This is a genomic window from Ruegeria sp. K7 (assembly GCF_056531785.1).
The window spans coordinates 137206-155412 of sequence record NZ_JBQFMJ010000008.1 but is presented as its reverse complement, the minus strand read 5'-3'; the positions used below and the strand labels follow the sequence as shown (position 1 = coordinate 155412).

The 18207-nt window shown below is 60.0% G+C and carries 18 protein-coding genes; 8 read left to right on the top strand and 10 right to left on the bottom strand.

The window, feature by feature from the left end; genetic code table 11:
* Positions 1-68 precede the first annotated feature (68 nt).
* From ACR0FE_RS14380 to ACR0FE_RS14370, 3 genes are read right to left on the bottom strand one after another with little or no spacing between them, the layout of a single operon-like run.
* On the bottom strand, positions 69-740 hold the full coding sequence (locus tag ACR0FE_RS14380; RefSeq protein ID WP_480812294.1) for a CPBP family intramembrane glutamic endopeptidase: 672 nt from the start codon (positions 738-740) through the stop codon (positions 69-71).
* Positions 737-1384 carry an aminotransferase class IV family protein gene (locus ACR0FE_RS14375; RefSeq protein WP_170680879.1) on the bottom strand — a complete coding sequence of 216 codons (648 nt, stop codon included), beginning with the start codon at positions 1382-1384 and terminating at the stop codon, positions 737-739. The genes ACR0FE_RS14380 and ACR0FE_RS14375 overlap by 4 nt, the downstream gene beginning before the upstream one ends.
* Positions 1339-2466, bottom strand: a complete 1128-nt coding sequence (locus ACR0FE_RS14370) for an aminodeoxychorismate synthase component I (RefSeq protein ID WP_480913472.1) — start codon at positions 2464-2466, stop codon at positions 1339-1341. The genes ACR0FE_RS14375 and ACR0FE_RS14370 overlap by 46 nt, the downstream gene beginning before the upstream one ends.
* Before the next feature lie 178 nt (positions 2467-2644).
* Here ACR0FE_RS14370 and carB point away from each other — a divergent pair, with 178 nt between their 5' ends.
* Together carB and ACR0FE_RS14360 are read left to right on the top strand one after the other, a co-directional pair.
* A complete protein-coding gene (gene carB / locus ACR0FE_RS14365) occupies positions 2645-5989 on the top strand; it encodes a carbamoyl-phosphate synthase large subunit (protein WP_480913470.1) in 3345 nt (1114 codons plus the stop codon).
* A 219-nt stretch (positions 5990-6208) separates the two neighbouring features.
* Positions 6209-7333 carry a beta-ketoacyl-ACP synthase III gene (locus ACR0FE_RS14360; RefSeq protein ID WP_480913468.1) on the top strand — a complete coding sequence of 375 codons (1125 nt, stop codon included), beginning with the start codon at positions 6209-6211 and terminating at the stop codon, positions 7331-7333.
* 65 nt (positions 7334-7398) lie between these two features.
* Here ACR0FE_RS14360 and ACR0FE_RS14355 read toward each other — a convergent pair whose 3' ends face one another.
* The gene (locus tag ACR0FE_RS14355; protein ID WP_170614729.1) at positions 7399-7860 is read right to left on the bottom strand and encodes a hypothetical protein; all 462 of its coding nucleotides are present in this window, start codon (positions 7858-7860) and stop codon (positions 7399-7401) included.
* 355 nt (positions 7861-8215) lie between these two features.
* Here ACR0FE_RS14355 and ACR0FE_RS14350 point away from each other — a divergent pair, with 355 nt between their 5' ends.
* Positions 8216-8794, top strand: coding sequence for a thymidine kinase (locus tag ACR0FE_RS14350; RefSeq protein ID WP_480913466.1), 579 nt, complete (start codon positions 8216-8218; stop codon positions 8792-8794).
* On the opposite strand, the gene ACR0FE_RS14345 is transcribed toward ACR0FE_RS14350, so the two are convergent.
* The 5 genes from ACR0FE_RS14345 to ACR0FE_RS14325 all read right to left on the bottom strand — a co-directional run bounded on the left by ACR0FE_RS14345 (position 8791) and on the right by ACR0FE_RS14325 (position 12003).
* Complete coding sequence (locus ACR0FE_RS14345) at positions 8791-9741, bottom strand: 2-hydroxyacid dehydrogenase (protein WP_480913464.1); 951 nt, start codon at positions 9739-9741, stop codon at positions 8791-8793. The genes ACR0FE_RS14350 and ACR0FE_RS14345 overlap by 4 nt on opposite strands.
* Positions 9741-10079 (bottom strand): tRNA-binding protein, encoded by a 339-nt coding sequence (locus tag ACR0FE_RS14340; RefSeq protein ID WP_480913462.1) that lies wholly within the window; start codon positions 10077-10079, stop codon positions 9741-9743. The genes ACR0FE_RS14345 and ACR0FE_RS14340 overlap by 1 nt, the downstream gene beginning before the upstream one ends.
* The gene (proC, locus tag ACR0FE_RS14335; RefSeq protein ID WP_170614733.1) at positions 10072-10887 is read right to left on the bottom strand and encodes a pyrroline-5-carboxylate reductase; all 816 of its coding nucleotides are present in this window, start codon (positions 10885-10887) and stop codon (positions 10072-10074) included. Before proC ends, ACR0FE_RS14340 begins: the two co-directional genes overlap by 8 nt.
* A gap of 39 nt (positions 10888-10926) precedes the next feature.
* Entirely contained in the window at positions 10927-11427 is a 501-nt protein-coding gene (locus ACR0FE_RS14330; protein WP_170614734.1) for a type III secretion system chaperone family protein, read from the bottom strand.
* A gap of 327 nt (positions 11428-11754) precedes the next feature.
* On the bottom strand, positions 11755-12003 hold the full coding sequence (locus ACR0FE_RS14325; protein ID WP_050604795.1) for an accessory factor UbiK family protein: 249 nt from the start codon (positions 12001-12003) through the stop codon (positions 11755-11757).
* A 98-nt stretch (positions 12004-12101) separates the two neighbouring features.
* Here ACR0FE_RS14325 and lgt point away from each other — a divergent pair, with 98 nt between their 5' ends.
* The 4 genes from lgt to ACR0FE_RS14305 all read left to right on the top strand — a co-directional run bounded on the left by lgt (position 12102) and on the right by ACR0FE_RS14305 (position 16327).
* Positions 12102-12989: a prolipoprotein diacylglyceryl transferase gene (lgt, locus tag ACR0FE_RS14320; protein ID WP_480913460.1), complete on the top strand. Its 888-nt coding sequence runs from the start codon at positions 12102-12104 to the stop codon at positions 12987-12989.
* On the top strand, positions 12986-14053 hold the full coding sequence (locus ACR0FE_RS14315) for a class I SAM-dependent methyltransferase (protein WP_480913458.1): 1068 nt from the start codon (positions 12986-12988) through the stop codon (positions 14051-14053). The genes lgt and ACR0FE_RS14315 overlap by 4 nt, the downstream gene beginning before the upstream one ends.
* The gene (gene pgeF / locus ACR0FE_RS14310) at positions 14050-14808 is read left to right on the top strand and encodes a peptidoglycan editing factor PgeF (protein ID WP_480913456.1); all 759 of its coding nucleotides are present in this window, start codon (positions 14050-14052) and stop codon (positions 14806-14808) included. Before ACR0FE_RS14315 ends, pgeF begins: the two co-directional genes overlap by 4 nt.
* A gap of 736 nt (positions 14809-15544) precedes the next feature.
* Complete coding sequence (locus ACR0FE_RS14305) at positions 15545-16327, top strand: Hint domain-containing protein (protein ID WP_170614738.1); 783 nt, start codon at positions 15545-15547, stop codon at positions 16325-16327.
* A 117-nt stretch (positions 16328-16444) separates the two neighbouring features.
* Here ACR0FE_RS14305 and ACR0FE_RS14300 read toward each other — a convergent pair whose 3' ends face one another.
* Entirely contained in the window at positions 16445-16945 is a 501-nt protein-coding gene (locus tag ACR0FE_RS14300) for an Lrp/AsnC family transcriptional regulator (RefSeq protein ID WP_170619551.1), read from the bottom strand.
* Between the two features lie 227 nt (positions 16946-17172).
* Here ACR0FE_RS14300 and trxB point away from each other — a divergent pair, with 227 nt between their 5' ends.
* Positions 17173-18114 carry a thioredoxin-disulfide reductase gene (trxB, locus tag ACR0FE_RS14295; protein WP_480913454.1) on the top strand — a complete coding sequence of 314 codons (942 nt, stop codon included), beginning with the start codon at positions 17173-17175 and terminating at the stop codon, positions 18112-18114.
* The last annotated feature ends 93 nt before the right edge of the window (positions 18115-18207 follow it).

Sequence of the window (18207 nt, the reverse complement as noted above, 5' to 3'; positions counted from 1 at the left end):
CTTCGGGCGCAGAATTCGTCGCGCCGATACACCCCGTCGGGCTTGGAAAGTCAAGGCGGGTCGCGCCGTCAAAACGGCCTTTGCACGTTGCCCGAGTAGAAATAGACGCCCAGCCCGGCCGCGAATATGATATTGCCCGCAATCGCGTGCAGCAGCACCGCGTAGAAAAACGATCCGCGCTTGCGGTAGGCCCAGGTGAACAGCAGCCCGCCGCCGAAGGTCATGAGGGCGACAATCCAGCTCCAGTACATCAGGTGCGCCAGTGAAAACAGCGCTGCATTGAGTAGATAGGCCGCGCGGCCGTCCGGCAGGATCCCGTGATAGCGGCGAAAGAACAGGGGCCGGAAAAGCAGCTCCTGCGGCAGGGCCGAGGCCAGCGGATACCCGAGCCAGATGATGGCCAGAAACTCGGGCCGCTGGAGCAGCAGGTAGAACGCTGCGTCCTGCCGTGTCCACAACACCAGGATCGAGCAGAACAGGGCCATGGCGAAGATGAACACCAACAGTTCGGCCCAGGACCAGTTGCGCCAGTTCCAGCGTAGTTCGGCCCATGAAAAGCCGGGCGTGTTGTGCAACAGAACGATCCCGATTGCCGTGAAGATGAACAGCATCGGAAACATCCAGTTCGGCGGGAAAAGGACCGCAATCAGGACCGGGGCCACAACGAAGAACAATCCGAACTCCAGCCAGAGCCGGACGCGGGTTGTCGGCGGAAGGGCCCATTCGCCAAACGCGCTCAATGCTGCACCAGTTCAGCCGGGATAAGGCCGCGAAGGGAATTGCCGACCCAGAGGTTCCGGGCGTTGCGCAGATCGGCCAGGGTAAGGACCGCCTGAGTGGTTTTTCCTGTTTCCAGAAGCTGCTGCCGCAGAATGCCCGGCAGAAGACCGCAGGTCAGTGCCGGTGTCAGGTGCTGGCCCCGCGAGGTTTCGATGAACAGGTTCGTTATGGTGCCCTCGCACAGCTCGTCCAGTTCGTTCAGGAAAATCAGCTCATCCGTTCCAGCAGGCAACGAGGCCCGGGCGGTGTCATAGGTTTCGCGTTGCGTGGTCTTGTGCCGCAACCAGATATCCGACGAAGATAGCCGTGTTTCGGCCACGGCAATCCGCCAGACTGCGGGGTTGTCGGCCAACACCCCGGTGGTCACCTCGAAACGGCCTGACACGTCCATCGTCAGACGACACCGGAGCGGGGTATCGCCCGTTATGGTCTGCAGCGCCGATTGTGCGTCGTCCGGGGAAAACGGCAGGTGCAGGGCGTTTGCTGTGCGCTGCATCCGGTTCAGATGAAGATCCAGCCGGATCATCCCCTGCCCCGGCCGGTAGGCCAGTGTTTCAATCAGGCGGAAGTCAGTCTCGGCTGGCGGGCAAAGCGGGCTTTCCATAGCGCTTCCTCATATTCGGACGGGGCGGTGCTGTCCCAGACGACGCCGCCGCCGACATTCAGCGTGGCAGCGCCGTTTTCCACCATCAGCGTACGGATCGCCACGTTGAATTCCGACCGTCCGTCCGGCGCTGCCCAGCCGATTGTGCCGCAATAAATGTCGCGCGGCCAGAGTTCGAGGTCGGACAAGATCTCCATCGCGCGGATTTTGGGCGCGCCGGTGATCGAGCCACAGGGAAAAAGTGCCGTGAGGATATCGGACAATTCCGCGCCCATATGAAGTTGCGCCTGCACCAGCGAGACCATCTGATGGACGGTGGCGTAGGTTTCGACCTTGAACAGTTCGGGCACCCGGACCGATCCGGGCAAGGCGACGCGGCTGATATCGTTGCGCAGCAGATCAACGATCATCAGGTTCTCGGCGCGGTTCTTGTCGTCGGTCGACAGGAATGCGCGGCGGCGGGCGTCTTCCGCCATGTCCTCGCTGCGAGGCTGAGTGCCTTTCATCGGGCGGGTTTCGATCCCGCGGTCGGCGTCGGTGCGGAAAAACAGCTCGGGCGAGCGGCTGAGCAGATCGGGCAGATCGTCTTGCTCGATCAACGCGCCATGGCCGACAGGCTGGCCTGCTGCAAGGGCCGCGTATAGCGCGGCGCTGTCGCCTTCGACCGTCAGATCGATCGGAAAGGTCAGATTGGCCTGATAGATATCCCCGGCCCCGATCGCGTCATGAACCTGTCGAAAGGCGCGGGTATACCGGGCCTCATCCCAGCGTGGCTGAAAACCGGTCACCCCGCTGGCGGCGGCGGGAAGATCACGTTGTGTGGGCGCGTCATAAACGCCAAAACACAGAAGCGGCAGGCGGCGATCTTCCGGCAGGCGGTCGTTAAGGCGCGGCTCTAAAACATATCCAAGCTCGTAACTGGCGTAGCCTGCCAGCCATGCACCGTCAGCGCGCGCCGAATCCAGCGCCGCCATCGCCTGGGGCACGTCCTCCGCCCTGTCCACGCGGATCACTCTGGCTGGTCGGTCGAAACTGGTTCCGGGTCCGGCTGGCCCCTGATCGAAACGAATTCGCACGTGCATCCTCAATTTACCGTGCTGCGCGGTATAGAGAATACGGCGGTAAGGGAAAGAGGGGAAAGCGGCAATTTCATCCCTGTTTCCGATCCCCCTTGAACCTTTTGGCGCGGTCCCTATAACGCAGGACAATTTGGGCACTCGGAGGGTGCCCTGACTCGCGGACAATCGAAGGAACCAGGCCATGCCCAGAAGAACCGACATCCAGTCGATCATGATCATCGGGGCCGGCCCCATTGTCATCGGACAGGCCTGCGAATTCGACTATTCGGGCGCACAGGCCTGCAAGGCGCTGCGGGAAGAAGGGTACCGGGTCATTCTGGTGAACTCGAACCCCGCTACGATCATGACCGACCCCGGTCTTGCGGATGCCACCTATATCGAGCCGATCACGCCCGAAGTGGTTGCCAAGATCATCGAGAAAGAGCGCCCCGACGCCCTGCTGCCCACGATGGGCGGGCAGACCGGTCTGAACACCTCGCTGGCTTTGGAAGAGATGGGTGTGCTCGAGAAGTTCGGGGTCGAGATGATTGGCGCCAAGCGCAATGCCATCGAAATGGCCGAGGACCGCGCCCTGTTCCGCGAGGCGATGGATCGGCTGGGTCTTGAGAACCCCAAGGCAACCATCGTGACCGCACCCAAGCGCGAGAACGGTTCTACCGATCTAGATGCCGGCGTGCAGATGGCGTTGGACGAACTGGAAGAAATCGGCCTGCCTGCGATCATCCGCCCCGCCTTTACACTGGGCGGAACCGGCGGTGGTGTTGCTTATAACCGTGAGGATTATATTCATTTTTGCCGCTCGGGCATGGATGCCTCGCCGGTTAACCAGATCCTCGTCGACGAAAGCCTGCTGGGTTGGAAGGAATACGAGATGGAGGTGGTTCGCGACACCGCCGACAACGCCATCATCGTCTGTTCCATCGAAAACGTGGACCCGATGGGCGTGCACACCGGCGACTCGATCACCGTGGCCCCTGCCCTGACGCTGACCGACAAGGAATACCAGATCATGCGCAACGGCTCGATCGCCGTTCTGCGTGAGATTGGCGTCGAAACCGGTGGGTCGAACGTGCAGTGGGCGATCAACCCCGAAGATGGCCGCATGGTCGTGATCGAGATGAACCCGCGCGTGTCGCGCTCCTCGGCGCTGGCCTCGAAAGCGACCGGTTTCCCGATTGCCAAGATCGCGGCGAAACTGGCTGTTGGATACACGCTGGACGAGTTGGACAACGACATCACCAAGGTCACCCCGGCTTCGTTTGAGCCGACCATCGACTATGTTGTCACCAAAATCCCGAAATTCGCATTCGAGAAATTCCCAGGTTCGGAACCCTACCTGACCACCGCGATGAAGTCGGTGGGTGAGGCCATGTCCATCGGCCGCACGATCCACGAATCGATGCAGAAAGCTCTGGCATCGATGGAATCGGGCCTGACCGGGTTTGATGAGATCGAAATCCCCGGCCTGAACGTTGGCCTCTGGGACGAAGCCGATGACAAAGCCGCCGTGATCAAGGCGATCAGCCAGCAGACCCCCGACCGTCTGCGCACCATCGCGCAGGCCATGCGTCACGGTCTGACGGATGATGAGATTTTCGGTGTTACCAAGTTCGACCCGTGGTTCCTGGCCCGTATCCGCGAGATCATCGAGGCCGAGCGCACGGTCCGAAAAAACGGCCTGCCGGTTACCGAGGACGGTATCCGCAAGCTGAAAATGCTGGGCTTCACCGATGCGCGTCTGGGCAATCTGTCTGGCCGCGACGAAGCCAACGTCCGCCGCGCCCGCCGCAATCTGGGTGTGAATGCCGTGTTTAAGCGCATCGACACCTGTGCCGCCGAGTTCGAAGCGCAGACGCCCTATATGTACTCGACCTACGAAGCCCCGATGATGGGTGAGGTTGAATGCGAGGCGCGCCCAAGCGACCGCAAGAAGGTTGTCATCCTCGGTGGTGGCCCGAACCGGATCGGTCAGGGCATCGAGTTCGACTATTGCTGCTGTCACGCCTGTTTCGCGCTGACCGAGGCTGGGTATGAGACTATTATGGTCAACTGCAACCCCGAGACGGTGTCGACCGACTATGACACCTCGGACCGCCTGTATTTCGAGCCGCTGACCTTTGAGCACGTCATGGAAATCCTGACGAAGGAACAGGAAAACGGCACGCTGCACGGCGTCATCGTTCAGTTCGGCGGTCAGACCCCGCTGAAACTGGCCAACGCGCTGGAGGCCGAAGGCATTCCGATCCTCGGCACCACACCGGACGCCATCGACCTGGCCGAAGACCGCGAACGGTTCCAGGCGCTGGTCAACGAGCTGGGTCTGAAGCAACCCAAGAACGGTATCGCCTCGACCGGCGAGCAGGCGCTTGAGATCGCCGAAAAGATCGGTTTCCCGCTGGTGATCCGCCCGTCCTACGTGTTGGGTGGCCGCGCGATGGAAATCGTGCGCGATATGGATCAGTTGAAACGCTATATCAACGAGGCCGTGGTTGTGTCTGGCGACAGCCCGGTTCTGCTGGACAGCTATCTGGCCGGTGCGGTCGAACTGGACGTGGATGCCCTGTGCGACGGCACTGACGTGCATGTGGCCGGCATCATGCAGCATATCGAGGAAGCAGGTGTGCATTCGGGCGACTCGGCCTGTTCGCTACCGCCTTATTCGTTGTCGAAAGAGATCATCGGCCAGATCAAGGAACAGGCGTTCAAACTGGCCAAGGCGCTGAACGTCGTCGGCCTGATGAACGTGCAGTTCGCGATCAAGGACGACGAGATTTTCCTGATCGAGGTCAACCCGCGCGCCAGCCGCACGGTGCCGTTTGTCGCCAAGGCGACCGACAGTGCGATTGCCTCGATCGCGGCGCGGGTGATGGCGGGTGAAAAGCTTTCGAACTTCCCGATGCGTCCGGCCTACAAGACCGTGGACGACACCAAGATCGCCGATCAGATGACACTGGCCGACCCGGACATGCCGTGGTTTTCGGTTAAAGAGGCGGTGCTGCCCTTTGCCCGCTTCCCCGGCGTCGACACGATCCTAGGCCCCGAAATGCGCTCGACCGGGGAAGTGATGGGCTGGGACCGCAGCTTCCCGCGCGCCTTCCTGAAGGCGCAGATGGGCGCCGGGATGGTCCTGCCGTCTTCGGGGCGCGCGTTCATCTCGATCAAGGACGCGGACAAGGGCTGGACGATGCTTGAAGCGGCGCAGGTGCTGGTGGCGCAGGGCTTTACACTTGTCGCGACCCGGGGCACGCAAAGCTGGCTGGCTGAACAGGGCGTGCCCTGCGACGTGGTCAACAAGGTTTATGAAGGCCGCCCGGACGTGGTCGACATGCTGAAAGACGGTCAGGTTCAGTTGCTGATGAACACCACCGAAGGCGCGCAGGCGGTCGAGGACAGTAAGGCCATCCGCTCGATCGCGCTTTATGACAAGATCCCGTATTTCACCACAGCCGCGGCCAGCCATGCTGCCGCTCTGGCAATCAAGGCGCAGGCCGAGGGTGATGTCGAGGTCAGGTCGTTGCAGGGCTGACACGGTTCAGCGCCCCAAAATGTCACGCGAAACCCTCGGAGCAATCCGAGGGTTTTTTCTGTCTCGGGCAGGTTGTTCACATAGTCGGGTAAGCAAAAGCAATCACGCCGGAGGTTACATCACCCGGCGTGTTCCCGCGCATTCCCTTAGGTCACCCAACCTTGATCTGCCCGCCTTGCATCGGCATTTTGTGCTGATCCAGACCAATCAGGACCGACCATGTATACGCCTGCCATCACCGGCTCCGGGGTTTTCACACCCGAAAATGTCATCACCAATGCCGAGCTTGTCGAAGCGTTCAACGCCTATGCCGACAAACAGAACGCCGCGAACGCGCAGGCCATCGCGGACGGGCGCATGGAGGCGATGCAGCATTCGTCGGAAGAGTTCATCCTGAAGGCGTCAGGGATCGAAAACCGCTATGTTATGGACAAATCCGGCGTTCTGGATCCGGACGTGATGCACCCGCTTCTGCGTCAGCGCGGCGATGATGAGCCGGGGATTATGACCGAAATGGCGGTGGATGCCTGCAAAAAGGCGATGGCGCAGGCCGGTCGCACGGCGGATGACATTGATCTGGTGATCTGCGCCGCCTCGAACCACGAGCGCGCTTATCCTGCCATTGCCATCGAGATCCAGCAGGCGCTTGGCATCACGGGCTTCGGGTTTGACATGAATGTCGCCTGTTCCTCGGCCACGTTCGGGATTCAGGCGGCTGCGGATATGGTCCGGTCGGGGTCTGTCCGGGCGGCGCTGGTGGTCAACCCCGAGATCTGCTCGGGCCATCTGGAATGGCGCGACCGCGATTGCCACTTCATTTTCGGCGATGTTGCAACCGCCACGCTGATCGAGCGGCAGGAGGATGCCACGGGCGCCCATTTTGAGATTCTCTCGACCCGCTGCGCCACGGCATTTTCCAACAACATCCGCAACAACAACGGCTTTTTGCGCCGCACCCGACCGGCCGGGATGGAAGATCGGCGCGACATGCAGTTCATGCAGAACGGGCGCAAGGTGTTCAAGGAGGTGCTGCCGATGGTCAGCCAGCACATCACCGATCACATGGAGGCCGAGGGGCTAGGCAGTGACGATCTGAAACGGCTGTGGCTGCATCAGGCCAACAAGACCATGAACGATTTCATCGGCAAAAAGGTTCTGGGCCGCGTGCCCGATCCGGGTGAGCAGCCCAATATCCTGCAGGATTACGCTAACACCTCATCAGCCGGGTCGATCATTGCATTCTCGAAATACTCGGACGATCTGGAAGATGGCCAGATCGGCCTGATCTGTTCCTTCGGGGCCGGTTATTCGGTCGGGTCTGTGATTGTGAAGCGGCACGGCTGAGTTCACAATCATTCGGGCAAGCGTCTGTTCACGAAAATCGCATCTCGGACCCGAGTTCCGGCGGTTCAGCTGACGCTTTCTTCTTCCAGATGCAGCTTCATTTCGATCAGCACCTGCTGCAACAGACTGGTTTCTCTCAGCAGCCGCTTTGCCTCGTTCACGGTGATGATACCGTCTTCGATGGCAGCCTGGTATTCGGTCATCAGCATCGCAAAACGCTGACTTAAGGCGATGACGTCCGAGTTCACGCCGCCGGTGCGCGGGGAGTCGGAATTCCGGCCGTCATACGACAAAGTAATGTTATTGAGATCGGCCAGCGCAGAGGTAACGTGGGGGAAGCCTGCCACCGTCTCAAGCCGCGCTACGGCGTCCACCGGCATGAACCGGTCGCTGTGTTCGGCGTTGTCTGAATAGTACCGCCCAAGTGTCGCTTTGGACTTGCCCGTTATCTTACAGGCAGATTCGATTCCCACATCTTTGACCAGTGCTTCGGTATGCTTTTTCAGATAGGCCCCGATATCTGCCATTGTTTTACCTTTGTTACCTGTAATCACCCTTCAGCCGACCGCATTTGGGGGAAAGGGTGGGGAAATTTCCCATATTCGATTCATAATTGAAATGTCATATATTGGCTATCCCTCAGATATGCGGGGATTTTGTGAGTGAGTGGCGGCATTTCAAGCCGGTAATGAGTGATCGCGGAGCTGATTCTTAGCTCCGCTCTGTTTAGGCCATATGTTGGCCGACGGCGTCGTTGTTGTGGGCGCGCGGGTTCCATCCCCAGAGAGCATCTGCTCGGCCCATGCAACCGCAACGGCGACGTCGCTTCCTCAATGCCATTGATGACTTGCCCCCTTGGTTCACCCGATTTAGACCCGGCCCATGGCAAAACTGTATTTCAACTATTCCACCATGAACGCGGGCAAATCGACCGTGTTGCTGCAGGCGTCGCACAACTATCGCGAGCGGGGCATGGATACCTATCTGATGACCGCCGCGCTGGATGGACGGGCCGGTGTCGGTCGCATCGCCTCTCGCATCGGAATATCCGCCGAAGCGGATGTGTTCGCAACGGAAGACGACGTTTTTCAGATGATCCAAGATCGCCGGAACAAAGGCAAAATCGCCTGCGTCTTCGTCGATGAGGCGCAGTTTCTGACCGAGGATCAGGTATGGCAACTGGCCCGCGCGGTGGACGATCTGGATGTTCCCGTGCTGGCGTATGGGTTGCGGGTTGATTTTCTCGGAAAGCTGTTCCCGGGCTCGGCCGCCCTGCTGGCGTTGGCCGACGAGATGCGCGAGGTGCGCACCATCTGCAGATGCGGACGCAAAGCGACCATGGTGATCCGGCAGGACGAACATGGCCAGGCCATCACCGAAGGCGCGCAGGTGCAGATCGGCGGCAACGAAACCTATGTTTCGCTGTGCCGCAAACACTGGCGCGAGGCGGTGGGCGCCTAAACCAGGTTGGGCAACGGACGCCCCGCAACAAAGGCCGCGACATTGTCCAGCGCCATCTGCCCCATATCGGTACGCGCTTCCTCGGTGGCTGTGCCCAGATGCGGCAACAATGTCACGTTTTCCATATCACGAAGGGCCTGAGGGACGATCGGTTCGAATTCGTATACGTCCAGACCCGCGCCCGCGATTCGGCCGTCTTGCAGGGCCGCAATCAGGGCGGCCTCGTCCACAACCTCGCCCCTCGCGATGTTGATCAGCAGGCCGGACGGCTTCATCGCCTCAAGAACCTGCGTGTTGACCAGATGCCTTGTTTCCGCGCCGCCGGGGACGGCAAGCACCAGGAAATCGACAGACGCAGCAAGGTCGCTCAGTTTGGGGATGTAGTCAGCGGGAAAATCGACGTCCTTTGGGCTGCGGGACTGATAGGCAACCTGCATACCGAACCCGAAATGACAGCGCCGTGCGATGGCCTGCCCGATACGGCCCATGCCCACGATGCCGACCCGCTTGCCGGTCACGTGGTGGCCCAGCATCTGGGTCGGGTGCCACCCCCGCCAGCCAGCCGAACGGACCAGCCGCTCACCCTCGCCCGCACGGCGAGCAGTGGATAGCAAAAGGGTCATGGCGATGTCAGCGGTGGCGTCCGTGACAGCGCCAGGCGTGTTGGTAACGGCGATACCTGCCGACCGTGCCGCATCCACGTCGATATGGTTGTAACCCACGCCGAAATTGGCCAGCAGCTTGCATCGCGGTGCGGGCACCTCACCGATGATCTGTGCCGAGAACTGATCGCCCAGCGTCGGCACCACCAGATCGAACTCGGTCAAGGCACGATGCATTTCAGCGTGGTCAAGCGGCGTGGTTTCAGACCTGATCTGGACGTCGAACTCGGCGCGGGCGCGGGCTTCGACGGCGGGTGTCATCGGTCGGGTGATCCAGAGCTTCATCAGTGCATCCGCCCGCCCAGCGGGACCTTGCCATCAGGGCCGATCAGAACGATCTCGCCATTCTCGTCCGGCAGGCCAAGCACCAGAACTTCGGACATGAAACGTCCGATCTGGCGCGGCGGAAAGTTGATCACGGCCATCACCTGTTTGCCAACAAGCCCGGACGGGTCGTAATGGGCCGTGATCTGAGCCGAGGTTTTGCGCTCGCCGATCTCGTCGCCGAAGTCGATCCACATCTTGATCGCGGGTTTGCGGGCCTCGGGATATGGTTCCGCGCGCACCACCTGACCCACGCGGATATCGACCTTGAGGAAGTCGTCGAAGGAAATCTCACTCACGCGACAGCTCCCTCGACCGGTTGGTTGCAGCGCCGACGGCGCGGTGCAGAAGATCCGGGAACCCGGTTTCCTCGTGCATCAGAACCTCAAGCGCGGCCTGCGTTGTCCCGTTGGGCGAGGTGACATTGATGCGCAGTTGTGCGGGGTCTTCCTCGGCGGCCATGGCCAGCGCACCGGCCCCGGCCACGGTGGATTTGGCCAGCTTCATCGCCAGTTCGTGCGGCAGGCCATGCGCCTCGCCCGCCTTGGCGAGCGCTTCGATCAGGTGGAACACATAGGCCGGACCCGACCCGCTGAGGCCGGTTACGGCATCCATCTGGTCCTCACTCTCCAGCCGGACCGTCTGTCCGATGGCCGAGAGAAGGGATTCGGCCAGATCCGCATCGGCGTCTGTGGCGTTGGCGTTGCCGATCAGCGCGGTAATGCCCTGGCGGATCGCGGCGGGCGTGTTCGGCATGGCACGGATGATCGGGGTGCCCTGCCCCAGAACGTCCTCGAACGTGGCCAGAGAAGTTCCGGCTGCAACAGAGATGAACAGGCTGGTGCCACCGCCCAGCGCCTTGATCGCGGGCAGCGCGTCGCCCATCATCTGCGGTTTGACGGCAACAAGCACCACGGCGGGCGCTTCGGGCAACGGTGTGTTGATGTTCACGCCCTGCGCCTTGAGCCAGTCGGACGGGTAAGGGTCGATAACCCAGACCGAAGATGCGGGAAGACCATGCTCAAGCCATCCGGCGAGCATGGCGGACCCCATCTTGCCACATCCCAAAAGCACAAGCCCCTGATCGGCGACGCGTGACATATCCATGATTGCCCCTCTCGTAACGTAACGATTCAGGGCAAAGCTTTACGCGCGGCCGTAGGCCTCTGCAATGGCGACCTGAATGGCCTCTTCCGGGGTACGGTTGCCCCACGTGACCAGTTGTATCGCCGGGTAATACCGCTCGGCGCTGAGTACGGCGGCGTTGATCATCGTATCGATCTGCTCGGCGCTGGCCATCTGGCCGCCCGCCAGCACCAGACCATAGCGGTAGACCATCAGTTTCTGGTTGGCCCAGTAGGTAAAGGCCCCAGCCCAGCACTGATCGTTCATCTTGTTGAGCAGCTCGTAAAGCTGCATTTCCCGTTCGGCCGGCGGTTCCATTTCGAACGAACAGACCATCCGCAGTGTTTCGTCATAGTTGGACCAGGCCAGCGTGATCGAATAGGTCCGCCACTGGCCTTCGACGGCCATGGCAATCTGGTCATCGCCGATGCGGTCAAAATCCCAGTCGTGGTGTTCGGCCAGATGTTCAACAATATCAATCGGATGAAGGTCTTCTTCTAGAAACTGTTCGGAAAGGGCCATAATGCCACCTCGCTCCTTCTCTAGCATTTCGGGGCTGGCAGCGCCCCATTGCTAGTTGCCTGCTCTACAAGCCGGGCTTCCCCCTTGGGCCTGTACTAAATATGGTGCGATGTGGTTGATATTCTGACAACCCCCATTCTTGGGGATAACAGCAATAAGTTGTGGACAGCCTGCAACGGCATCCAAAATATTGGCACTTTGCCCAGCTTTTTCTTGATTAAATTCTGCGACGCGTCAAAATACACCGCATTGCACAACCCGTTAATTCGGATTGCGCGGCAGAAAATTTTGTCCTGAAAACTTGGTCAACGCGGCGCGAACGGAACGTCACTTGTCCAGTTTCGCCTCAAGCGCTGCAATCCGCGCTTCGAGTGCCGCATTTTCTTCGCGCGCTTTCTGGGCCATGGCACGGACGGCATCAAACTCTTCGCGGGTGACGAAATCGCGGTCGGCCAGCCAGCGGTCGATCATCGACTTCATCGCGTTTTCGGCCTCCTCCCGCGCGCCCTGTGCCACGCCCATCGCGTTGGTCATCAGCTGGGATACGTCGTCCAGGATTTTGTTGCGGGTTTGCATGTCTCTAACTCCGGTTTCGCGGTTGGTCCCTATATGGGTAAAGAATGAGCCGGACTCAAGGTTGACTTGCCCTGCAAAGCCCGGGCAATGAGACGCACATGCAGGCTGTTCTGAATTTTCCTGATCTGTCGCCCGAATTGTTCTCGATCTCGCTGTTCGGGATGGAGTTCGCGCTGCGATGGTACGCACTGGCTTACATCGCCGGCATTCTGATCGCGTGGCGGATGGCGCTGTCCGCGTTGCGTCGCCCTGCCCTGTGGCCCGACGAGGTGCCGCCTCTGCGCAAGGAACAGCTGGAGGATCTGGTCACGTGGATCATCCTTGGCGTCATTCTGGGCGGACGGCTGGGGTTCGTGCTGTTTTATCAGCCCGGATACTACCTGTCGCATCCGCTGGATATCCTGAAAGTCTGGCAAGGCGGCATGGCCTTTCACGGCGGATTGCTTGGCGTGGTTGTCGCCGCATATCTTTATGCAAGGCGGCATAATATACCGGCGCTGTCTCTGGCCGATCTGATCGCCCACACCGTACCGCCGGGATTGTTGCTTGGGCGACTGGCAAATTTCATCAATGCGGAACTCTGGGGGCGGCCAAGCGATGCGCCATGGGCTGTGATCTTTCCCGGCATGGCCGCGCAGGACTGCCCCGGCGTTGTGGCGGGCATGTGCGCGCGCCACCCTTCACAATTGTATGAGGCTGCACTTGAAGGCATCCTGCTTGGCGCGCTTTTGCTGTGGCTGGCCTATTGGCGCGGGGCGTTCCGCAAACCCGGCCTGATCATGGGCGTGTTTCTGGCCGGATACGGCGCGTCGCGTTTTATAGTCGAGTTCTTCCGCCAGCCGGATGCGCAGTTTGTTTCTCCCGGCAACCCGTTGGGTCTTGCGTGGCATGTGGGCGGCTATGGGCTGACGATGGGACAGTTGTTGTCTCTGCCGATGATCGCTCTTGGCCTGTGGTTTGCCCTGCGTGCCCGGGCGGCGAAATGACCCTGACCGATCACCTGCTGGCACGGATCGGGCAGGACGGCCCGATGACGATTGCCGATTACATCAGCGAATGCCTGCTGCATCCTGATTTGGGATACTACACAACCCGCGACCCGCTGGGCGTGCAGGGCGATTTCATTACCGCCCCGGAAATCAGCCAGATGTTCGGAGAACTGATCGGCCTGTGTCTGGCGCAATGCTGGCTGGATCAGGGCCGTCCCGCACGGATTACCCTTGTCGAGTTGGGCCCCGGTCGCGGAACCCTGATGTCGGACATCCTGCGCGCCACGGGGGATGTTCCCGGTTTTCATGATGCTGCGCAGGTCGTGTTGCTGGAGGCATCACCCACACTGCGCGCCGTTCAGCTTGAGATGCTGAAAGATCATGCGCCAGTCTGGATTGATACGATCGACATGTTGCCGGACCTTCCGACCTATCTTGTCGCCAATGAGTTCTTTGATGCCCTGCCGATCCGGCAATTCGTACGGGATGGCGAGGGCTGGCGCGAGCGGCTGATCGGCGCGGATCACGGCGCGCTGAGCTTTGGTTTGGGACCGTCGGGGCCACAGCCCGCCCTGCACACACGGCTGGAGGATACCCAGGACGGTGATCTGGTTGAAATTTGCGCCCCGGCCACTCCCTTCGTCAGCGAGATTTCCGGCCGCATTGCCGCAAATGGTGGCGTTGGCCTGATCGTGGATTATGGCGACTGGCGGTCGCTGGGCGACACGTTGCAGGCGCTGCGCGGGCATCAGCGGTCAGACGTGCTGACGGATCCGGGCCAGGCCGACCTGACGGCTCATGTTGATTTCGAACCCCTTGCAGCGGCCAGCCGGACAGCGGGCTGTGCCCACACGCGCCTGACCCCACAGGGCGTTTTCCTTGAGCGGCTGGGCATAACGGCACGCGCGCAAAGACTGGCTCAATCATTAACCGGTCCGGCGCTGGATTCGCTGGTCTCGGCACATCGCCGGTTGACGCATCCCGAGGAAATGGGAAACCTGTTCAAAGTGCTGGGCCTCTATCCGGCAAACGCTTCTCCACCACCGGGACTGGAACCATGACGCTCGAGATTCTGACATCTGATCTTCTGTCCCCTGTCCGCCATGGGTTTTTCAGCCGCCGCGGCGGGGCGTCATCCGGAATCTTCTCGGGGCTGAACTGCGGGTACGGGTCGTCTGACCAGACCGACGTCGTAACCGTGAACCGCAGCCGGGTGGCCGATGCGATGGCAGTTGCCCCCGACGCGCTGATCAGTGTGCATCAGGTGCATTCCCCAACCGTCCTGACGGTCGATGCCCCGGTTACCGGTGAGAAGCCAAAGGCGGACGCGGTTGTGACTGCAATGCCCGGGCTGGCCCTGACGATCCTGACGGCCGACTGCCAGCCAGTGCTGTTTGCTGATCCAAACGCAAATGTGATCGGGGCCGCACATGCCGGGTGGCGCGGTGCCCTGGATGGTGTGCTGGAAGCCACGTTGGAGGCCATGGTGGCCCTGGGCGCGCGCCGCGAAGACACCATTGCGGTGATAGGCCCCACGATCTCGCAACGCGCATATGAGGTCGGGCCGGAGTTTTTGGATGACTTTGCCGCGGACTCGCCCGATAACATGCGGTTTTTCGTAAATGGGCAAGGCGATCGACTTCATTTCGATCTGCCCGCCTTTGGCCTGCACCGGCTGCGGGCGGCGGGTATCGGGCAGGCGGAATGGACACGGCATTGCACCTATTCCGACCCTGAAAGGTTCTATTCCTACCGCCGGTCGACACACGCCAAAGAGGCGGACTACGGGCGCCTGATTTCCGCGATCAGATTGTAGTTTTAGACAAGATTAAGGCAATTTTGCCGCTTTTCCGCCACATTTTTGGTGTTTATTCCAATCAGAATCGAACGGAAATTATTGTCCGCTGTCAAACAGTTATACGTTTTGACCTTTGATTGGCGCGGCAATGTTAACAAAAGGGAACCGCTTACCTTCAATTTGTCCTCAATTGATCCCGGATCAGCCTTATCGGTGCCGCAAATCAGCGTCACAAATGGTTCACACAAGGGAAAACGGGCCTAAGCCCCAATAATTGAGCAGGACAAAGTTATGAAGACGAGATCACGCTTTCTAAGCGCTGTTTTCGCGGCGATCAGGGATCAAAACCCTGACATGCCATGGAAGCGAGTTTCCAGCAGATCTGTCAGAGTTGCACGCCGTCTGGCGGCGCGGCGCTGATCATGAAGGCCCGCGGAACCATGCTGCCGGTTCCAAGGGCTAATACGTGCAACGGGAGGGTGCTCCGGCCCGATGCACGAGCTGCCACGACCATACTGCGTGGCGCTGATACGGGGCGTGTGTGCGTGAACAATTTCAGTTTGCGTTTGTGTGAGTTTGTCTGGGGGGTCAATGTGTTGACCAAAGTTATGCGATATTGCGTCGCGACGCGCGGGAATTCCGACTGCCGTCCTGTGGTCTCTCGTTTCATTCAAGACAAAGAACAACACCGATCTGGTGGGTCTGCCCTAGGGTTCGGCCTGCATGACCGGTATTTAGAGGGGACGGAATAAATATGACTATTCCAAATTCATTGGCACGCGCCGCCAGAAATGCCGTCGAAACGTCGGCGATGCTGCGCGAAGCCCAACAACCGCCAGTAAAGGCAAAGGCGCAGCTGCGGCGCTACGAAGTCAGCACCTTGCTGAAAAACGGTGAAGTTTCGCAAACCCGCCACATCGCACCGGCGCTGCCCATGTTCGAGGACGCGTTCTGCGCTTTCACGCGCGGTTCGCTGGTCGATACCGAACGCGGACCGATTGCAATCGAAGATCTGATGCCGGGGGATACGGTCCTGACACAGGATGGCACCTCGGAAACCGTGCTGTGGAAAGGATCCGTCACGCTGATTCCAGGACGCGAAGATTCTCGCGGCCGGACGCGGCCATTGACCCGGATCATGGCCGACACGTTCGGGATGCAGAAACCGATGTCCGGTGTCATCGCCGGACCAGCGGCCCGGCTGCTGGGCTGCCCGGCCCATTTGCGCCACCTGCATGGCGGCGCGCCGATTCTGGCACCGGTTCGGGAGTTCCAGGACGGAATGGGCGTTATCGAAACATTGCCGCCCACTCCGGTCGAACTGTTTCATATCTGCCTCAAACGGCATTCGGTGATAAGTGTTGATGGGTTATCTTTTGAGTCTTATCATCCAGGTGTTAATGCTGTTCGGATGATCAGCCACTCTTTGCGGTCGATCTATTTGAACTTGTTTGCTCATATCGAGTCGCTCAACGATTTTGGCCCGCTGCTTATGCCGCGCGCCGGAGATGGAGAGGTGGACGCGATATCAGCGTGAAATGTTAACGATTACTGCATAGTGGGGGCATAATGCAGCTAGTACTCAGTTGGATCTTATCTTTGGCGGTCGCCGCAATGCTGCCGCCGGTTACGGCACATCCAAAACGCGCGGGGGTTACGCCGTCCGGTTCATTCGTTCTTCCAGAACGTCGAAGGGCACGCCGGGCTCGTCTTTTGCGCCGCGGATGACAAGCGACGTCTTGACGCTGGCCACGTTCGGCGTGGTCAGCAAGTCGCCTGTCAGAAACTGCTGAAAGCTGCTGAGATCTGGCGCAACGCATTTCAGGATGAAATCGACTTCGCCGTTCAGCATGTGGCATTCGCGGACCAGTGGCCATTCCCGGCACCGATTTTCGAACGCGCTGAGTTCGGATTCGGCCTGGCTTTCGAGCCCGACCATGGCAAAGACCTGCACTTCGAACCCAAGTTCGCGGGCGTTGACGTCGGCGTGGTAGCCGTGGATCAGGCCTGATTCCTCGAGCGTGCGCACTCGGCGCAGACACGGCGGGGCTGATATTCCCACGCGTTTGGCCAGTTCTACATTGGTCATGCGACCGTCTGCCTGCAATTCCGCCAGAATTTTGCGGTCAATCTCATCCAGCCGTGTGGCGACCATGGAATGCTCCTGAATTTTCAGTTGTTATATCAGCGCCCAGCTAATGCGCAATATTATTTCACCGCCGCGCAATATTGTTTATTTGTAATGCAACATTGATCGACAACGCCTGACCTGCCTGCCGTACAGGAACCGTCAGGAAGGGGCTTTAAGCCCGATCAAGCGGTCGCTATATCCATCCTCAACGGGCCGAGCGCCCACATCAGGCAGATCGAGTTGGGGGTACCATGGCCGACACAAAACACACCAAGGTTCTGATCATCGGGTCGGGACCGGCCGGATACACGGCCGGCGTTTATGCGAGCCGGGCAATGCTGGAGCCGATCCTGGTACAGGGGATCGAGCCCGGCGGCCAGCTGACCACCACAACCGATGTCGAGAACTATCCCGGCTTTACCGAGGTGCAGGGCCCCGATCTGATGATCAAGATGCAGGAACACGCAGCGGCGATGGGCTGCGAGATCATCGGCGACATCATCAGCGATCTGGATATCAGCAAGCGCCCGTTCACCGCGAAGGGTGACAGCGGCACGGTTTACACGGCAGACGCGGTCATTCTTGCCACTGGCGCCCGCGCCAAGTGGCTTGGCCTGCCCTCGGAAGACAAGTTCAAGGGCTTTGGCGTATCTGCCTGCGCCACCTGCGACGGGTTCTTCTATCGTGGACAGGAGATCGTGGTGATCGGTGGCGGCAATACCGCCGTCGAAGAGGCGCTGTTCCTGACCAACTTTGCAAGCAAGGTCACGCTGATTCACCGCCGGGATGAACTGCGGGCAGAAAAAATCCTGCAGGATCGCCTGTTCAAAAACGAAAAGATCGAGGCGCTGTGGTTCCATGAACTGGACGAGGTGAACGGAACCGATGCTCCGCTGGGCGTGGAAGGCGTGCGCGTGAAGAACGTGAAAACCGGCGAGATCACGGAAATTCCTTGCAAGGGCGTATTCGTGGCCATCGGCCACGCTCCGGCCAACGAACTGGTCAAGGACACGCTGGAAACCCATATGGGTGGCTATGTCGTGACCAAACCGGGGTCCAGCGAAACCTCGGTTCCCGGTGTTTTCGCTGCGGGTGACCTGACGGACCATATCTATCGCCAGGCCGTCACCAGCGCCGGAATGGGTTGCATGGCCGCACTGGACGCCGAGCGTTTCCTGGCCGAACAGGAATAAGCAATTGGCTGAATTCACCAGCGCCGCACGGTGAATTCAGTCCTTCGCCCGATGGCCGTCTTGACCGCCGCCCTACCCCGTATCAGACTTTGG